The organism is Aminomonas paucivorans DSM 12260 (genome assembly GCF_000165795.1).
Classification (GTDB): Bacteria; Synergistota; Synergistia; order Synergistales; family Synergistaceae; genus Aminomonas; species Aminomonas paucivorans.
This window is the reverse complement of sequence record NZ_CM001022.1, coordinates 433,991-452,284: the sequence shown is the minus strand read 5'-3', so window position 1 is coordinate 452,284 and position 18,294 is coordinate 433,991. Positions and strand designations below refer to the sequence as shown.

Below are 18,294 nucleotides of genomic sequence, written 5' to 3'. Positions count from 1 at the left end.
TTTGTTCACGATACCACGTTCCCCTGGGAAGCACCAGAAACCCCCTTCCTTGACGGTGCGGCCCGGGGAACGGTATAACCGGCCACGGTGAAGCCACCGAAGGAACGATAAAGGAAAGGACGGGGACCCCCATGAACGGATTCTTCCGCAGCCACGCCCGGCCCTTCGCCCTCCTCCTGGCCCTCCTGGGCCTCCTCTATTTCTGGAGACTCGGGGACCACGGCCTTCTGGAGCCCGACGAGGGCCGATACAGCGAGATCCCCCGGGAGATGCTGGCCACGGGGGACTGGGTCACCCCGAGGCTCAACGGGGTGAAGTACTTCGAGAAGCCCGTGCTCTACTACTGGATGAGCGCCCTTTCCCTTCGGACCCTGGGGGAGACGGAGCTGGCGGCCCGAGCCGTCCCCGCCCTGTCCGCCCTGGGGGGGGCGGCGCTGACCTACGTCGCCGCGGCCCCCCACGGGCCCCGGGGGGCCTTCCTCTCCGGTCTCATGGTGGGGACCTCCCTGGTGTGGTTCGCCCTGGCCCACATCACCCTCACGGACATGGCCCTGGCGACCTTCCTCACCCTGGCCTTCTACGGCCTCTACCGGGGGGTGACGGGGAACCGGCGCTGGCTGCTGGCGGGGTACGCGGGCATGGCCCTGGCGCTGCTCACCAAGGGGCTCATCGGAGTCGTGCTGCCGGGGATGGTGGGGGTGGCCTGGGCCCTGGGGACGAGGCGCTGGTCTCTCCTCTGGCGGGCCTTCTCCCTCCCCGGGATCCTGGTCTTCCTCGCCCTGGCGGGACCCTGGTTCGCCCTGGTGATGCTCCGCAACCCGGACTTCGCCTGGTTTTTCTTCGTCCATGAGCACTTCCTGCGCTACGCCACCCTGAACGCCAACCGGTACCAGCCCGGCTGGTTCTTCCTGCCCATCCTGCTGCTGGGCTTCCTGCCCTGGACGGGAAACCTCCTGCAGGGCCTCCGGGACGGCCTGGCCGCCCTGCGGAGCCTGGGGGCGGACCGTCGCCTCCGGGAGGACGACGAGGCCCCCGCGGGCCCCGGGGAGGAGGCCCTCTTCCTGCTCCTCTGGGCGGGAGTGGTGCTGCTGTTCTTCTCCGTCTCCAAGTCCAAGCTGGTGCCCTACATCCTGCCGGTCTTCCCCCCTCTGGGAGTGCTGGCGGGAACCGCTCTGGACCGGATCCTGGCGGACCAGGACCGAAGAAGACTCCTCTGGGGCCTGGCGGGGAACGGGGCGGTCTGCCTCCTCCTGGGGGCGACGCTGCTGCTGTACCCCCACCACCAGGACCGGTTCGCCCCGGAGGTGCTGGCCCCCGTGTCTCTCCCCCTGGCGGCGGTGCTGGGGGCGGTGGGCATCCTCCCCTTCCTTGCGGGGCTCCGGAGGAAGATCGGTGGGGCGGTGCTGCTGCTGTGCCTCGGATCCCTCGCCATGGGGATAACCTTCAAGGGGCTGTTCGACTTCTACGGCCAGATCCGCTCCGCCAAGGGAGTGGCGGCCATCGTGGCCCGACACGCCACCCCGGACGCGGTGGTGGCGGACTATCGGGACTACGACCAGGGCCTGGCCTTCTACCTGAAGCGCCGCATCACCCTGGTGAACGATCCGGGGGGCTTCGGGGAACTCTCCTTCGGCCAGAGGGCGGAGAACCCGGACTGGTTCGTGACCCCGGAGGAGTTCGCCCGGATCTGGCGGGGACCCAAACCCGTCCTCGCCGTGGCGGACCCGGAGAAACTGGAGGAGTTCCGGCGGATGGGGCTGACCTTCCGCGTCCTGGGCTCCGACCCCCTCTACTACGGCAAGACCGTGGTGACCAATCAGAAAACGGAGGCGCTGCCATGAGCCGATCCACCTTTTTGCCCTTCTCCCGTCCCTCCCTGGGGGAGGAGGAGATCCGGGAGGTAACGGAGGTCCTGCGGTCCGGCTGGATCACCACGGGACCCCGAACCGCCGCCTTCGAGAAGGCCTTCGCCGCCCGCCTGGGGGTCCCCTACGCCCTGGGGGTGAACTCCGCCACCGCGGGGCTGCACCTGTCCCTGGTGGCCCTGGGGGTGGGACCGGGGGACGAGGTGGTCACCACCCCCATGACCTTCGCCGCCACGGTGAACGCCATCCTCTTCACCGGGGCCACCCCGGTGCTGGCGGACATCGACCCGGCCACCCTGAACCTGGACCCGGGGGCGGCGGAACGGGCCTGCACCCCCCGCACCAAGGCCATCGTGCCGGTGCACTTCGCGGGGCTCCCCGTGGACCTGGACGCCTTCCGGGACCTGGCGAAGCACACGGGAGCGGCCCTGGTGGAGGACTGCGCCCACGCCCTGGGGGCCTCCTACAAGGGGGAACCGGTGGGGCAGAACCCCGCGCCCCTGGGGGTCTTCAGCTTCCACCCCACCAAGAACATCACCACCGGGGAGGGGGGCATGGTGGTGACGGGGGACGAGGACCTGGGGGAGCGCGTGTCCGTGCTGCGGCAGCACGGCATGTCCAAGGGGGCCTGGAACCGCTACGCCGAGGCGGGGACCCCCCAGTACGAGGTCATCATGCTGGGCTTCAAGGACAACATGCTGGACCTTCAGGCGGCCATCGGCCTGCACCAGCTGGACAAGCTGGACCGGTTCCAGGGGCGGCGGGAGGAGATCGCCGCGCGGTACGACGAGGCCTTCCGGGGACAGCGGGGCATCCTGCCCCTCGGCTCCCCCTCCTACGAACACGTGCACGGGCGGCACCTGTACTGCCCCCTGGTGGACGTGGACGCCCTGGGTTTCGACCGGGACACCTTCATGGCCCGCCTGAAGGAGAGGAACATCGGCACGGCGCTGCACTACAAGGCGGTGCACCTGCACCGGTACTACCGGGAGCGCTTCGGCTGGGCCCGGGAGGACTTCCCCCAGGCCGCCCGGGTTTCGGACCGCCTCGTCTCCCTCCCCCTCTTCCCGGACATGACGGACCGGGACGTGGAGGACGTGGTGGAGGCGGTACGGGAGGTCTGCGCCGCCCCGGAGGCCCGATGACCCCCTCCCCGGAGGTCTCCCTGGTCATCCCGGTGTACAACGAGCAGGAGAGCCTCCCCGCCCTCTTCGACCGCCTCTTCCCGGTGGTGGAGGGGCTGGGACGGTCCTGCGAGGTGGTGTTCATCAACGACGGCAGCCGGGACGCCTCCCTGCCCCTGCTGGTCCGGGCGGTGCAGGACCACCCCTACGTGCGCCTCATCGACTTCAACGGGAACTTCGGCCAGCACATGGCCATTCTGGCGGGGTTCGCCCACGCCCGGGGAGAGAAGGTCCTCACCCTGGACGCGGACCTCCAGAACCCCCCGGAGGAGATCCCCCGGCTGCTGGAGCAGATGGACGGGGGGCACGACGTGGTGGGCACCCACCGGGTGGGACGCCGGGACCCCCTCTTCCGGAAACTCGCCTCCAAGGTGGTGAACCGCATCTCCAACCGCATCACCGGCCTGGCCATCCAGGACTACGGCTGCATGCTCCGGGGCTACGACCGGCGCATCGTGGACCTGATCAACCAGTGTCGGGAGACCACCACCTTCCTCCCCGCCCTGGCCCAGAAGTTCGCCCAGTCCCCCGTGGACATCCCCGTGGGGCACGCGGAGCGGGAGCACGGCACCTCCAAGTACGGCCTCTACCGGCTCGTGCGGCTGAACTTCGACCTCATGACGGGGTTCTCCCTGGTGCCCCTCCAGGCGGTGACCCTCATGGGCCTGCTGGTGTCGGCCCTGAGCGTCCTCTTCGGCCTCTTCCTGGTGCTGCGCCGCCTGCTGGTGGGGGCGGAGGCGGAGGGGCTCTTCACCCTCATGGCCCTGAACTTCTTCCTCCTGGGGGTGCTCCTCTTCGGCATCGGCATCTCCGGGGAGTACGTGGGGCGCATCTACCTGGAGGTTCGCCAGCGCCCCCGCTACCTGGTGCGGCGCCTCTACCCGGAGGGTCCGGAGAAGGAGTCCCGGCCGTGACCGCCCCTCGGGTGCTGGTGTGCGGCTACAGCGAGGTGGGGACGGCCTGCCTGGAGGCCCTGCTGGACCTGGGGGCAAACGTGGTGGGCCTCTTCACCCACCGGGACGACCCGAAGGAGAACCGGTGGTTCCGCACCCCCGCCCCGGTCGCGGAGGCGGCGGGAATCCCCGTGTCCACGGAGAGCCTGGCCTCCCCCGGAGGGATCGCCCTGGCCCGAAGCCTCAGGCCCGACCTGCTGCTGTCCTTCTACTACCGGGACCTGCTGGGGGCGGACCTGCTGGCCCTGCCCCCCCTGGGGGCCTACAACCTCCACGGCTCCCTGCTGCCCCGGTACCGGGGCCGGGTGCCGATCCACTGGGCGGTGATCCGCGGGGAGACCCGCACCGGGGCCACCCTCCACGTCATGACCCCCCGCCCCGACGGGGGGGACCTGATCGACCAGGAATCGGTGCCCATCCTCTTCGAGGACACCTCCCTGGAGGTGTTCCGCCGGGTGACGGACGCAGCGGTGCGGGTGGTGCGGCGCTCCTATCCCCTCCTGGCGCAGGGTCGGGCCCCCCGCACCCCCCAGGACGAGGCCCGGGCCACCACCTTCGGCCGACGCACCCCCGCGGACGGGCGGCTGGACTGGACCGGCGACGCCCTGGGCCTGTACCATCTGGTCCGGGCGGTGACCCGCCCCTACCCGGGAGCCTTCGCCTTCCTGGGGAACCGAAAGCTCTTCGTCTGGAAGGCCTGGCCCCTGCCGGAGGCGGGGCAGCCGTCGGTGCCCCCCGGGACCTGCTTCGAGGACCCGGAGGGGGGTCTTCGGGTGCGCTGTGGCTCCGGGGCCCTGCGGCTCCTGGAGGTGCAGGAGGAGGGGGCCCGGGAGGACGAGGCCATGCCCGGCCTGACGCCGGGGGCGCGGCTGTCCTAGCCCGCAAGGGACGGGACGCCGGAAGAAAGGATGAGGGACATGAACGTGCTGATCCTGGGGGCCAACGGCTTCATCGGCAGCTTCCTCTGCGAGAAGATCCTGGCGGAGACGGACTGGACCGTGACGGCCCTGGACCCGGGAGACTCCAACCTGGGGGCCTGCCTGGGCAACCCCCGGTTCTCCTTCCGCAAGGACACCATGGGGAACTCCTGGGACTGGATCGACCGGGAGGTGGAGGCGGCGGACGCGGTGGTGCCCCTGGCGGGGATCGCCCGCCCGGCGGTGTACATCGAAAACCCCCTGCTGATCTTCGAGCTGGACTTCGAGGAGAACCTGCGGGTGGTGCGGCGCTGCGCCGAGACCCGCACCCGGGTGGTCTTCCCCTCCACCTCGGAGGTCTACGGCATGAGCCCCGACGAGGAGCTGGACGAGGACCACAGCATCCTGGTGCAGGGCCCCATCGGCAAGTCCCGGTGGATCTACAGCTGCAGCAAGCAGATGATGGACCGGGTCATCGCCGCCCTGGGAGCCCAGAAGGGGTTGCCCTACACCCTCTTCCGGCCCTTCAACTGGATCGGCCCGAGGCAGGACGACCCCCTCCGCCCGGAGGGGAACGACAACCGCCTGGTGCCCCAGCTCCTGGGGAACCTGCTGCGCCGTCGCCCCCTGGTCCTGGTGGACGGGGGCGCCCAACGGCGCAGCTTCACGGACATCGACGACGGCATCGAAGGCCTCCTGGCCATCCTCCGTCAGCCCGAGGCGGCGAACGGGCAGATCTTCAACCTGGGCAACCCCCGGAACAACCACTCCATCCGGGAGGTGGCGGAGCTGCTGCGAGAGGTCCTGGCGGCCCAGCCGGGACAGGAGGACACGGCGTCGGTTCCCCTGACCGAGGTCCCCGCGACGGAGTACTACGGGACGGGCTACCAGGATGTGCGGGACCGGCGGCCCAGCGTGCGCAAGGCCAAGGAGCTGCTGGGCTGGGAGGCGACGCGCCCCCTGCGACAGACCCTGGAGCGCACGGTGCATTTCTACCTGAACCAGGGGTGAATGGCCGTGAAGATCCTGGGCCTGAAGGTGGACGTGGACACGCTGCGGGGCTACCGGGAAGGGGTCCCCAACCTCCTGGGGCTGCTGGAGGAGCTGTCCGTGAAGGCCAGCTTCTTCTTCAGCATGGGACCGGACAATTCCGGGAAGGCCCTGGTGCGGGTCTTCCGCCCGGGGTTCCTGGAGAAGATGCGCCGCACCAGCGCCGTGTCCACCTACGGCTGGCGCACCCTGCTCTACGGGACGCTGCTCCCCGCCCCTCTGATCGTGGAATCCGCCCCGGGGATCCTCCGGGACGCGGCGCGGAAGGGACACGACTGCGGGGTGCACGCCTGGGACCACGTGAAGTGGCAGGACCGGCTCCCCAAGCTTCCCGTCACCACCCTGGAAGCGGACTTCCGCCGGGCCTTCGACCTGTTCTCCCAGCGCACCGGCAAGGCGGCCCGAGCCTGCGCCGCCCCGGGCTGGCAGGTCACGGAGGAGAGCCTCCGGGTCCAGGAGGAGCTGAAGCTGGACTACTGCAGCGACACCCGGGGGGCCTTCCCCTTCCTGCCCCGATGGGGGAACAAGGTCTTCCGGACCCCCCAGATCCCCTCCACCCTCCCCACCATGGACGAGGTCCTGGGACGGGGCGGTCTGGAGGGCTCCCGGCTGGCGGAGCACCTCCTGGGGCTGCTTCGGGAAGGGCTGAACGTCTTCACCCTCCACGGGGAGATGGAGGGGATGGGCCAGCTGGGGGTGTTCCGGGAGTTCCTGACCCGGGCCCGGGACCAGGGGGTGCGCTGCGTCCCCCTGTCCACGGTGGCCCAGGCCCTGGACCCGGAGACCCTGCCGGTGTGCCCCGTGAGGATGTGCCCCATCGAGGGCCGGGCGGGACGGGTGGCCACCCAGATCATCGAGGAGGAACCGGCGGCCTGAGGCTTTCGGGCTCCCGAAACGGAGGAGGAAGGACATGCGCATCGCCGTGATCGGCACAGGATACGTGGGCCTCGTCACCGGAGCCTGCCTGGCGGGCTTCGGCAACCGGGTGACCTGCGTGGACGTGGACGAGGAGAAGATCCGAGGGCTCCAGGAGGGGACGGTCCCCTTCTACGAACCGGGACTGGGGGACGTGATCCTCTCGAACCAGCGGGCAGGGCGCCTGGCCTTCACCACCGCCCTCCCCGAGGCGGTCCGGGATGCCCGGGTCTGCTTCATCACCGTGGGGACCCCCTCGGACGTGGACGGCAGCGCGGACCTCCAGTACGTCCTGGAGGTGGCGGAACAGATCGGTGCGGCCCTGGAGGGCCCCTCGGTGGTGGTCACCAAGTCCACCGTCCCCGTGGGCACCGCCGACCGGGTGCGCCACTGCGTGGCCCGAGCCCTGGAGGCCCGGGGGGCGGGAATCCCCTTCTCCGTGGCCTCCAACCCCGAGTTTCTCCGGGAGGGGGCGGCGGTGGCGGACTTCCTCCACCCCGACCGGGTGGTGGTGGGGGCGGACGCCCCGGAGGCGGAGGAGACCCTGCGGGAGCTGTACTCCTTCCTCCCCCAGGAGAAGGTTCTCTTCATGGACATCCGCTCCGCGGAGATGACCAAGTACGCCGCCAACGCCCTCCTGGCCACCAAGATCTCCTTCATGAACGAGATGGCCCGGATCTGCGAGCTGGTGGACGCGGACGTGGAGAAGGTCCGTCTGGGCATCGGGTCCGACGGACGCATCGGCTACGCCTTCATTTCCCCCGGGTGCGGCTACGGAGGCTCCTGCTTCCCCAAGGACGTGCGGGCCCTGAGACACACCGCCCTCCAGAAGGGCTACTCCCCCCGGATCCTCCAGGCGGTGGAGGACGTGAACGAGGCGCAGAAGCACGTGCTCTTCCAGAAGATCCTGCGGCACTTCGGGGGTGAGCTGGGGGGGCGCGTCCTGGCCCTCTGGGGCCTCTCCTTCAAGCCCAACACCTCGGACCTGCGGGAGGCCTCCTCCCTGGTGCTGATCCAGGACCTCTTGGGGGCGGGGGCCTCCCTGCGCCTCCACGACCCGGTGGCCCTGGAGGAGGCCCGGCGGCTCCTGGGAAACCGGCCCGGCCTGGCCTTCCTGACGGATCACTACGAGGCCCTGGAGGGGGCGGACGGGCTGGTGCTGGTGACGGAGTGGGATCTGTACAAGCAGCCGGACTTCCGCCTGGTGGGGCAGAAGCTCCGGGAGAAGGCGGTCTTCGACGGGCGCAACCAGTACTCCGGCCCGGAGCTGCGCCGCCGGGGCTTCGCCTACTACGCCATCGGAAGGCCCTAGCGGATCAGGGCGAAAGGCTCTGGGAAGCGGGCTCCCCGGAACGGAGCCAAGGCTTTGCCCCGGGAGACGTTACGTCTCCCGGGGCAAAGCCTTTTCGGTAACCCGGGGAGCCTCGGCCTGCGACCCGAAGAACCGAACGGCGTCGCCCCCCTGCTGCTTGGCGAGGTACATCGCCATGTCGGCATTCTTCGCGAGTTCGATGGGGTCGCACCCGTCGTCCGGGGCGATGGCGATACCGATGCTGCAGGAGATCCCGATCCGGCGTCCGTCGATCTCGAAGGGACGGGCCAGCGCCCTGCGCAGCTTTTCGGCGACCACGAGGGGGGCCTTCTGCGTCTCGACGGCAGGAAGGAGCACCACGAACTCGTCCCCGCCGATGCGTCCCACGGTGTCGGACCCACGGATGCAGGCCCTCATGCGCCCCGCAGCCTCCCTCAAAAGGACATCCCCCACCGCGTGGCCGAAGGTGTCGTTGACCGGTTTGAATCGGTCGAGGTCCACGAACATCAGCGCAAGCCGCGTCCCGTTCCGTTTCGAGAGGGCAAGGGCCACGTCGAGGCGGTCGAAGAAGAGCGCCCGGTTGGGCAGGTCGGTGAGCGGGTCGTGCCGGGCCAGGTGTTCCATGCGCTCGGCGGTGCGTTTACGCTCCGAGATGTCCCGCGTCACGCCGTGGTAGCCGACGAGTTTTCCCACTCCGTCGCGGTGCGGGACCACGTTGACCTCCGTCCAGAGCCAGGTCCCGTCCTTGCAGATCAGCTCCAGTTCGTATCGCAGGGCTCCCGTTCCGGCGTCCGTCCGGCCCTCGGCGGCGTACTGGGCGCTCAGACGCCTGACGTGTTCGACCCCCTCCGGCTTGAGCAGGCTCCAGACGGTGGTTCCGACCACTTCGTCCTGCGTAAAACCGCGCATCCGTTCGTCTGCGGGGCTGACGTAGGTGAAACGACACTCCGCGTCGGTATGCCAGATGGTGTCGCTCGAATGCTCCGCCATATACCGGAATTTCTCCTCGCTCTCCCGGAGGGCGTCCTCCATGCGCCGACGGTCCGTGACGTCGGTGATGCTCGACAGGACGCAGGTTTCGCCGCCGATCTCGAGGGTGTCCGAGGAGAGCGCCCCCAGCATCGTCTCTCCGGAGCGCAGGCGGAACGGGTACTCCCGATCGCGGACGCTTCCGGTCTTCACCAGGGCTTCGACGACGGCACGACGGTCCGATTCGACGGCCCAGAGCCCCAGTTCGGAGAAGGTTCTCCCGACCGCTTCGTCGTAGGCGTATCCCGTGATGCCCACGAAGCCTTCGTTGACCTCCCGGATGAGACCGTCGGAGAGACGCGCGAGGGTGAGGACGTAGGGGGCGGAGCGGAACGCCCGGGAGAACTTTTCCTCCTGAGCGCGCACGTCGAGCAGCAGCCTCCGGGTCACCATGAGCGTGAGGCTGTAGGTCAGGAGGATCGACAGGAGCTGGTACAGGAAGACGATGAGGGTCTCGAAGCCGTTCGCCGCGAAGAAGTCCCCCCACGACGCATCGGCCCCCGAGGTGATCCGCACCAGCCTCACGATGTTGATCAGGGCGAACGCTCCGTAGACCGACCCGGTCAGGAAGGTCCAGCGGCGGACCTCCGGACCGATGGAGACGAGGAGGCGCCAGGCCCCCTGGGCGGTGAAGAGGGTCATCAGGACGGAGACGAGAGCGGTCCTCGCCGGAAGGTGGTCCTGGACGAGGGAGTACCGGGCGAACAGGACGGCAAAGACGCCGAGGAGGACGACGTTGTGGAGGTGTCCCCCCCTTCGTCCAAGGAACCGGTCCGTCCCGACGAGGGTCATGAGGGCACCCGACATGATGACCACGTTTGCGAGGAGGATGGAGGCGGCGTTCGGGATGATCCCGCGCAGGAACAAAAGGCAAAAACCGACGGCCACTGCGGCAAACCCTCCGGCCCACAGTCCCATCCCGGAGAACCTTCCGCGGTTCTGCCTCCAAAGCATCAGCAGCAGGAGCGAACAGACGAAGACGATGGCGGCGCTGGTGAGGACCACGGTCCGCATGTCGAACAAATTCATGAAATGGGGGCTCTCCCTTCGGACATGCGGGGCCGGATGCCTGCTGGTTGGACGACGCGCACAACCGGGCCGCCCGAGCGCTTACGGGGCGTCTCCTCCGGTTCCGATCCTCGGCGACAAGAAACGAAACGAGACGCGACACCCCCGGCGGCACCCTTCGGGGTCACACCTTCCGTCCCCCTCGTACCCGTTCCGGAGGCCCTTGGGGACTCTCGAAGCGATCCCGCAGCGTGCTTCGTCCGTTGCGCGCCGATCCCTCTTCCCGGTGACGGGGCCGATCCTCCGGCGTCCGTGCGCTCCAGTATAGCCGGAAACCTCACCGAACGAAGCAGGGCCTTCCGCAGGGAGTCGGAGCTTCCCCGGAACCCCGCCGTTCAGGAGGAGGCATTCTCGGTCGGAGGCCTCCGGTCCGGGGGGACCCAGTCCTCCGGGGCCTTCATCTCCCAAAAGGCCTGCACCACGTCGGGGTCGAAATCCTCCCGGGACTGCTTGTAGAGCAGATCGCACACCTCCGCCAGGGGCCACCCCTTCTTGTAGGGGCGATCGCTGGCCAGGGCGTCGTACACGTCCGCCACCGCCACGATCCGCCCCGCCAGGCTGATCTCCGTTCCCTTGAGCCCTCGGGGGTAGCCCCGGCCGTTCCACTTCTCGTGGTGCTCCGCCATGGCCTGCTTGGCCACCTCCGGAAGGGACACGGGGGCCAGGATGCGCTCCCCCACGGAGGGGTGGGACCGGATCAGGGCGAACTCCTCGTCGGTGAGCTTGCCCTGCTTGCCCAGCACCGCATCGGGGATCCCCAGCTTGCCCACGTCGTGGATGATCCCCCCGAAGGTGATCTCCTCCAGGGTGCGCTCGTCCGCCCCCAGGTGGCGCGCCAGCTCCACGGACAGGTCGCAGACCCTGCGGGAGTGCCCCGCCGTCACCGGGTCCTTGGCGTCGATGGCCTCCACCATGGCCGCCACGGTCTGGTAGAGGGTCTCCTTCTGCTTCTTCGCCTCCGTAAGTGCCCGGGCGAACCAGTCTGCCGCCACCGCCAGGGCCGCCACGCTGCGGACCTGCTCCAGGGGGAGGGACCGGCGCCAGCGGAGGAGCAGGTAGCGGGTCTCCTCCTCTTCCGGCAGGGGGACGATCATCCGAAATCGCCACGGGTCCCGAGGGGTCTCGAGGACCACCGCCTCCTTCCCCGCTCCCTCCAGGGCCTCCTCCACCCCCAGGGCACGGGTCCGTTCGAAGACCTCCCGAAAGGAGAGCCCCGGGGACTCCACCTCGATGCCGTCCTGAGCCCGGATCTCTGCCAACACCGAGGCAAGTCTTTCGGGGATCTCCTTGGGATCTCGGGTCTCCCGCACCAGGTCCAGGATGCCGAAAACGGAAAGCCGATGGGTCCGCTCCTCCCCGTGGAGCACCCGGAAACGCAGGTACAGCCCCGTCCCGAAGGTCAGGACCCCCGGGGTCAGGGGGCCTGCCAGGGGAGCGGCCCACAGCCCCGAGGCCAAAAGCGCCTGCTCTCCCCCCAAGAGGAGGACCACCAGGCCGCCGAAACCCAGGGCGGCCCAAAGGGGTCGGGCGAAGAGGGCCAGGACCGCCCCCAGGGAGGCCACCAGGGCACCCAGCAGGGCGGCGGCCCAGGGGGGAATCCAGCGGGGCGTCCCTCCTCCCAGGAGCGTGCGGATGGTCTCCCCGTTGAACTGGGCGCCGAAAAGGCTTCGCACCCCTCCCCCGTTCGGGGCGGTCACCACGTCTCCCGCCCCGGCGGCGGCCACCCCCACCACCACGATGCGGTCCCGGAAGGCCTCCGGGGGCACCTTCCCCTCCAGGACATCCCCGTACTCGAACACCCTCGGGGGAACCCGGGAGAACCGAACCCAGACGCGCCGATCCCCGTCCAGATCCAGGCGGGCCTTCCCCAGGCGCAGGATCAGTCCCCGGGGGGACTCCTCCACCTCCGGCTTCAGGCCCAGGGCCAAGGAGACTCCCGCCAGGGACAGGGAGGGCGCGACCCCTCCCGCCACAGGCCACAGGGGGACGGCGTAGCGAAACACCCCGTCCTCGTCGGCCTCCACGTTGGTGACCCCCACATCCGCCACCCCTCGGAACAGGGCGTCGTAGGGGGGAAGGATCCGGGGCGGAGCCTTCCCCTGCCCCGGGGCCAGGTGGATCGCCGCCACCACCCGACCGTGCCGGGCCGCCGCCCGGGCCAGCAGGGCGTCGTCCTCCGGATCCCCTCCCTCGGGGAAGAGGATGTCCAGCACCACCGTCCGGGCCTCCCCCAGCCGATCCAGCAGGGCCGCGTGGTAGCGCCTCGGCCAGGGCCAACGGCCCATACGGGCCAAGGTCTCCTCCCGAGCCAGCACCAGGACGACCTCCAGGGGCACGGGCACCTCCGGCAGAAGGGAGAGGCGCAGGTCGAAGGCCCGCCTGTCCAGGTCCCGCACCGGGGCGGGAGGGCTGGCCCCCAGGAGAGCCCCCAGCAGCCCCGCCGCCAGGACCAGCAGGGAGAAACCGGAACGTCGTCCCCTCCACGCCTTCGGGATCATGGCGCCCTCCCTCCTTCTCCGGCTGAACCCCTTCCGTACCGGGCGTCCATTGACAAGGACGCGCCCTTCCCCTTGAATGGAGGCGCATCGGGGGAGTCGGAAACGACTGAGAGGAGGCCGCAGGGCCTCGACCCCTTGAACCTGATCCGGGTCATGCCGGCGAAGGGATGGTGCCCCCTGGAACCTCCAAGGACCCCTCTCTTCGGCCGCGCCCTGGGCGCGGCCCTTTGCGTTTCTCCCCGATGACGTCCGGCCCCGGGCCGCCTCCCGGGAAGGAGGTCTTCTCCATGTCCGACCGCACCCGCGCCCTGACGGAGGGCGCCGTCGCCGCCGCCCTGTCCCTGGTCCTGTCCAACCTGAAGCTCTTCGCCCTGCCCCAAGGGGGCTCCGTGACCCTGGAGATGGCCCCCCTCTTGGCCTTCGCTCTCCTGCGGGGTCCCCGGGCGGGGATCGCCGCGGGGACCCTCTCCGGCCTCCTCCAGCTGTTCTTCGGGGGCTACGTGGTGCACCCCCTCCAAGCCCTCCTGGACTACCCCGTGGCCTTCGGGGCCGTGGGCCTGGCAGGGATCTTCCGGGGCGACGGGCTGCCCCGGCAGATCGCGGGGCTCCTGCTGGGCGGGGGGGCCCGGTTGCTCTGCCACGTCCTCTCCGGGGTGGTCTTCTTCGCCTCCTTCGCCCCCCAGGGGACCAACGTGTGGCTCTACTCCCTGTCGTACAACGGGACCTTCCTCGCCCCCAGCCTGATCCTCTCCGGCGCGGCGGCGATCCCCCTGGCCCGGAGGCTGGCGGGAAAGGTCGGGCAGGCCGCTTCCCCTCGGTGACCCGAAACGCCCCACCTTGTCCATCTCATCCCATTGCCCTAATATGACGCTAAAGAGCCTCTCTGCCAAGAGGCTCAAGCGTCTGGACCGACCCGACATCGTTCGAGGAGGGATGGGCATGAGGCACGGAGATCCGCAAGGGGGCAGGAGGCGCCACGTCGTCCTGCTGGCCCTCGCCCTGGCGACCCTGGTCTGGGCCGTTCCGGCCTGGGGGGCCGCCAAGGTGGTCGCGCTGGTGGGGAAGGCGGAGGTCTACGACGCGGTTCAGAAACAGTGGAAGCCTGCGGCCCTCGGGGCGGAGCTGCCGGAGGGGGCCAAGCTCCGGACGGCTCCGGGTTCCCTGGTCACCCTGCACTCCGCGAAGGGACAGGTGGAGGTCCGGGTCACCGAAAAGACCACCCTCTCCTACGGGGCGGAGCCGGGAAAGGAACCCCGAAACGTCCCCCCCGGCAAGGTACCCGAGACCTACCGCATGGACCAGGGAACGGGCTGGTACCGCGTGAAGCCCGGGACGCCCCTGGACGTGGCCACCCCGGTGCTGGTGGCGTCGGTGCGAGGCACCGAGTTCGGGGTGGCGGTGACGGAAAACGGCACCTCCAGCGTCTCCGTCACCGGGGGCACCGTGGAGGTCACCGACGCCCTGGGGAACACCCAGACCCTGGGGACGGGCATGTCCACCACCGTCTCCGCCACGGACGTCCAGGAGGCCCTCACGCCTCCCGCCCCTCCCACCGTCCCGGGGACCCTGCCGAGCGTCGGCCCCTCCTCCCCCCCTTCTCCTCCCGCTCCCTCCCAGCCCGGCGGGGGCGGAGGAGGCGGCGGAGAACGAGACGGAGGCCCCTTCGGCGGCCATGACCCCTGCCTGTAACCCCCACGCAAGCGCCGTCTCTCCCGGATGCCGAAGGGCTCAGGGGTCGCCGTGCCCCTGGGCCCCCGGCGGATGATCCCGGTTTCGCATGGGAAAGGGGGATCCGTTCATGAGAAGAACCGCCCGGCTCCGCAGTGGTCTTTCGCGCCCCCTCCGGCTGTGCCGCCTCGCCTTCCTCGTCCTCCTCCTTGGGACCTCCCCCTCCTGGGGCAGCACAATAGTCAACGTGGCCCCCGCCCCCGAGGCCGTCCTGCCGGGGGGGGACCCGGTGGTGTTCACCTGGACGGCGGACTACGACAACTCCGGGGGAACCGTCTCGGTCTACCTGGAACCCGAAGGAGGCGCCTCGTCCGTCGTCGCCTCCGCCGACGGGGCTCCCGCAGGCTCCAACTCCGCCACCGGCCCCTCCCTACCCAGCGGCACCTACCACTGGTGGGTCGTCATCGTCAACGGAGGAACCCACGAGTCCGTCAGCACCTCCTTCTCCGTAGCCGGAGCCGACCCCACCCCGACGCCCTCCGTCACCCCGAGCCCCACACCCACCCTCACCCCGACCCCAAGCCTCACGCCGACGCCCTCTCCCACCCCCACCCCCGCAGGACCGGGGAAGCCCTCCCCCGTCTCTCCCTCCGGGACCGCGGACCGGGGCGTTCTGACCCTCCAGGGAAGCCCCTACGAGGGGCCCCATCCCCACGCCGCCACGGAGTGGGAACTCTCCGGGTCCCCCTCCGGACCGACCGAAGGGCTGGCAGCCCTCCTCCGGGCAAACCGCAAGACGACCCCTTCCGGGACCCCCCTGCTGGCCCTGCTGACGGGGCCCGCCACGGCCCTGGATCTGCCCCCCCGGCTCTACCCCGTGGGGAACTACGCCTTCCGGCTGCGCTACCGAGACGACCAGGGAAACTGGAGCGAGTGGTCCGACCTCGGGACCTTCCAGCTTGCGGACCCGGGAGACTCCAACGGGAACGGGGTGGCGGACGCTCAGGATCCGGGTCCCGTGACGGTGGGAAACCGCTCCTTCGACAACACGGAGCCCAACGCCAAGGCCTGCACAACACAGTGCTGGAACGGGGCCATCGGCTTCGTGACCTCCTCGGGGAGCCTCCTCTCCCTGGAGGGGCTGCACCTGAGGGCCATCCTCCCGGAGGGCTACCAGTCCCCTGAGGGCAGCATCTCCAAGCTGGGAGGCATCCTCCAGGTGGGCATCTACGCCCTCCAGATCTCCGGGCTCTCCACGGGAGGGTCCACCACCGTGACCCTTCACCTGCCCGGGCCCCTTCCCGCGAACGAGGGACGCATCTTCACGTATCACTACTCCGCCCAACAGGCCCGCTCCTCCGGGGCCACGGGGGAGACGGCCTCCGTGACGGTCTCCGACGGGGGCCCCGACGACTCGGACGGCCAGGCGAACGGGCAGATCCTCCTGCTGGTAGGCCCGGGGACCTCTCCGTCCTCCGCTCTGGTCCGCAACATCGGGGACGGGGTCCACCGGGCTCCGGCCTCCTTCTCCGAGTTGATGGACCGGAACGCGGGGAACGTCTGCTACGGCCCCCCGACCTCGCAATCCGGGGGAGGAGGCGGGGGGTGCAACGGGGGGTTCCAGGGACTCCTGCTCCTGGCTCTCCTCCTGCCCCTTCTGATCCTGGCGCGAAACCGACACTGAGGAGGAGGGATCCCCATGTTCCGTTTCCAAAGCATCCAGGCACGGCTCCTGGTGGTGGTTTCCCTGATGGTGGCCCTGACCTGCCTCGTCCTTGGGGGAACGGGCCTCGCCCTCTTCCGCCGGGCACTCTCCCAGGAGCTGCACGCCGCCCTGAGACGCACCTCCCTGGAGGTGGCCTCCACCCTGGATGCCCGCATCCAGAGGATCTACGCCATCCTGACCACCGCCGCCGCCAACGATCGCTTCCCCCGGGCCCACGACCGGGCCGACGAGACGGCCTACCGGGAGAACCGGGAACGGCTATGCCAGATCCTCGGGGAGGTGAAGGCCCTGTACCCGGAGTTCACCAACCTGACCCTCCTGGGGCCCGACGGCAAGGGGTTCACCTTCGACGACAAGGACGTGGACCTGGGGGACCGGGGCTACTTCCGGCTTGCCCTCCAGGGAAAGGACAACCTCTCCAGCCCGCTGGTGAGCAAGACCACGGGGCTGCTGGTCTCCGTGGCGGCCATCCCGGTACGAAACCCCCAGGGAACGATCACGGGGGTCTTCACCGCCGCCCTGGACGGAACGCTCTTCTCCCGCATCGTTTCCGAAATCCTCTTGGGCAAGACGGGGCACCCCTTCGCCCTGGACCGTTCCGGGGCCCTGGTGGCCCACAGCGACCCGGAGAAGGTGAAGAACCTGGAAAACCTGCTGGAGGAGGGCAAGGGACGGGACGCCTCCCTGCGGGAGATCGCCCGGCGCATGACCGCGGGGGAACGGGGTGAGGGGACCTACCGCGAGGACGGGCGGGGCATGACCGTGGCCTTCGCCCCCATCGGGGACACGGGCTGGTCCTTGGCCGCCCCGGTCCCGGAGGAGGAGGCCTTCGCGGCGGTGCGCTCCACCACCCTGACCCTCCTGGCCCTGACCCTGGTCTTCGTGGCGGCGGGGGTGGGCTTCGCCTTCCTCTTCGCCCGCAGCGTGGCGAGACCCATCCGGGACACCAGCGCCCAGATGGCCGCCATCGCCGAGGGGGACCTGACCACCCGGGCCGAGGAAGGGGCGCTGCGGCGACACGACGAGATCGGCGTCCTGGTCCGAAGCATGGAGGACATGAGGGGGCACCTGGCCTCCCTGATCCGCTCCCTGGGGGAGGAGGCCTCCCGGGTGAACGCCGCTGCGGAATCTCTGGCGGCCCTTTCCCAGGAATCCGTGGCCTCCATGGAGGAGATCCGTTCCTCCGTGGATCAGGCCGCCGCCCTCTCCGAGTCCAACTCCGCCGCCCTGCAGCAGACCAACGCGGGGGTGGAGGAGGTCTCCTCCTCCGCCACCAACGCGGCGAACGCCGCTTCCCAGGGCGCGGAGGCGTCGGGGCACACGGCGGCCCTCTCCGAACAGGCGGTGACCCAGGTGGACGACGTGGTGCGGACCATCGCGGCCATCGGGGAGCAGAGCCGGGAATCCCTGGAAAGCATGCACAAGGTGGCCGATTCGGTCTCCTCCATCTCCGGCTTCGTGGGGACCATCCGCAGCATCGCGGACCAGACCAACCTCCTGGCCCTGAACGCCGCCATCGAGGCCGCCCGAGCGGGAGAGGCCGGGAGGGGTTTCGCGGTGGTGGCGGAAGAGGTGCGCAAACTGGCGGAAGAATCCGCCCAGGCCGCCCGGGAGGTGGAGACCCTCATCGGCTCCCTTCGGGAGGATACCCAAGGCTCCCTGGAGGTGAGCCGCAGGGCCGGGACGGCCATGGAGGAGACCGTGGCCCGCGCCCAGACGACCCGGGAAAAACTCCGGGAGGCCCTGCGGGAAATCGCCCGGGTGAACGACGCCATGCAGAACATCGCCGCCACCTCGGAGGAACAGGCCGCCGCCGCCCAGGAGATGGCCAGCGGCGTGGACCAGGTCACGAGGGGCACGGTGCAGGTGACGGAGGCCCTCTCGTCCATCCGGTATTCCACCGGGGAGACGTCCCGGGCCTCGGAGCAGGTGGCCTTGGAGTCCCAGGGACTCGCGGAGGGGTCCAAGAAGATCCAGACGGACCTGTCCCGGTTCCGCACGGAGGGCCCCCTGTCCCTGCCGAACCGGAGCTGAGCCCCCCAAAAACCAAGGAGCGAGGGCCCCGTCGGGACCCTCGCTCCTTCTTCTTCCGGTTCCGGTCTTCCCGGG

At 70.0% G+C, this 18,294-nt stretch carries 13 protein-coding genes and 1 riboswitch; of the genes, 11 read left to right on the top strand and 2 right to left on the bottom strand.

Features of this window, described 5'->3' with window-relative positions; all coding sequences use genetic code 11:
* Window positions 1-131: 131 nt before the first annotated feature.
* From APAU_RS01965 to APAU_RS01935, 7 genes are read left to right on the top strand one after another with little or no spacing between them, the layout of a single operon-like run.
* Window positions 132-1,841, top strand: coding sequence for a glycosyltransferase family 39 protein (locus APAU_RS01965; protein ID WP_006299981.1), 1,710 nt, complete (start codon window positions 132-134; stop codon window positions 1,839-1,841).
* Window positions 1,838-3,010, top strand: a complete 1,173-nt coding sequence (locus APAU_RS01960) for a DegT/DnrJ/EryC1/StrS family aminotransferase (protein ID WP_006299980.1) — start codon at window positions 1,838-1,840, stop codon at window positions 3,008-3,010. Before APAU_RS01965 ends, APAU_RS01960 begins: the two co-directional genes overlap by 4 nt.
* Window positions 3,007-3,963, top strand: coding sequence for a glycosyltransferase (locus tag APAU_RS01955; protein WP_006299979.1), 957 nt, complete (start codon window positions 3,007-3,009; stop codon window positions 3,961-3,963). The genes APAU_RS01960 and APAU_RS01955 overlap by 4 nt, the downstream gene beginning before the upstream one ends.
* Entirely contained in the window at window positions 3,960-4,880 is a 921-nt protein-coding gene (locus tag APAU_RS01950; protein ID WP_006299978.1) for a formyltransferase, read from the top strand. The genes APAU_RS01955 and APAU_RS01950 overlap by 4 nt, the downstream gene beginning before the upstream one ends.
* 39 nt (window positions 4,881-4,919) lie before the next feature.
* Window positions 4,920-5,930, top strand: a complete 1,011-nt coding sequence (locus tag APAU_RS01945; RefSeq protein WP_006299976.1) for a bifunctional UDP-4-keto-pentose/UDP-xylose synthase — start codon at window positions 4,920-4,922, stop codon at window positions 5,928-5,930.
* Window positions 5,931-6,845, top strand: coding sequence for a polysaccharide deacetylase family protein (locus APAU_RS01940; protein ID WP_006299974.1), 915 nt, complete (start codon window positions 5,931-5,933; stop codon window positions 6,843-6,845).
* Between the two features lie 34 nt (window positions 6,846-6,879).
* On the top strand, window positions 6,880-8,196 hold the full coding sequence (locus APAU_RS01935; protein ID WP_006299973.1) for a UDP-glucose dehydrogenase family protein: 1,317 nt from the start codon (window positions 6,880-6,882) through the stop codon (window positions 8,194-8,196).
* Between the two features lie 69 nt (window positions 8,197-8,265).
* On the opposite strand, the gene APAU_RS12405 is transcribed toward APAU_RS01935, so the two are convergent.
* Window positions 8,266-10,254, bottom strand: coding sequence for a diguanylate cyclase domain-containing protein (locus APAU_RS12405; RefSeq protein WP_006299972.1), 1,989 nt, complete (start codon window positions 10,252-10,254; stop codon window positions 8,266-8,268).
* Window positions 10,255-10,628: 374 nt separating this feature from the next.
* On the bottom strand, window positions 10,629-12,791 hold the full coding sequence (locus APAU_RS01925; RefSeq protein WP_006299971.1) for a CHASE2 domain-containing protein: 2,163 nt from the start codon (window positions 12,789-12,791) through the stop codon (window positions 10,629-10,631).
* 79 nt (window positions 12,792-12,870) lie between these two features.
* Window positions 12,871-12,977, top strand: a riboswitch (TPP riboswitch).
* A 101-nt stretch (window positions 12,978-13,078) separates the two neighbouring features.
* Between APAU_RS01925 and thiT the strand changes: the two genes are divergently transcribed.
* The 4 genes from thiT (at window position 13,079) to APAU_RS01905 (ending at window position 18,219) form a co-directional block, all read left to right on the top strand.
* A complete protein-coding gene (gene thiT / locus APAU_RS01920) occupies window positions 13,079-13,612 on the top strand; it encodes an energy-coupled thiamine transporter ThiT (protein ID WP_006299970.1) in 534 nt (177 codons plus the stop codon).
* 118 nt (window positions 13,613-13,730) lie between these two features.
* A complete protein-coding gene (locus tag APAU_RS01915; protein ID WP_006299969.1) occupies window positions 13,731-14,480 on the top strand; it encodes a FecR family protein in 750 nt (249 codons plus the stop codon).
* 109 nt (window positions 14,481-14,589) lie between these two features.
* Entirely contained in the window at window positions 14,590-16,143 is a 1,554-nt protein-coding gene (locus APAU_RS13480) for a choice-of-anchor U domain-containing protein (protein ID WP_006299968.1), read from the top strand.
* Between the two features lie 15 nt (window positions 16,144-16,158).
* Window positions 16,159-18,219, top strand: a complete 2,061-nt coding sequence (locus APAU_RS01905; RefSeq protein WP_006299967.1) for a methyl-accepting chemotaxis protein — start codon at window positions 16,159-16,161, stop codon at window positions 18,217-18,219.
* Window positions 18,220-18,294: the final 75 nt, after the last annotated feature.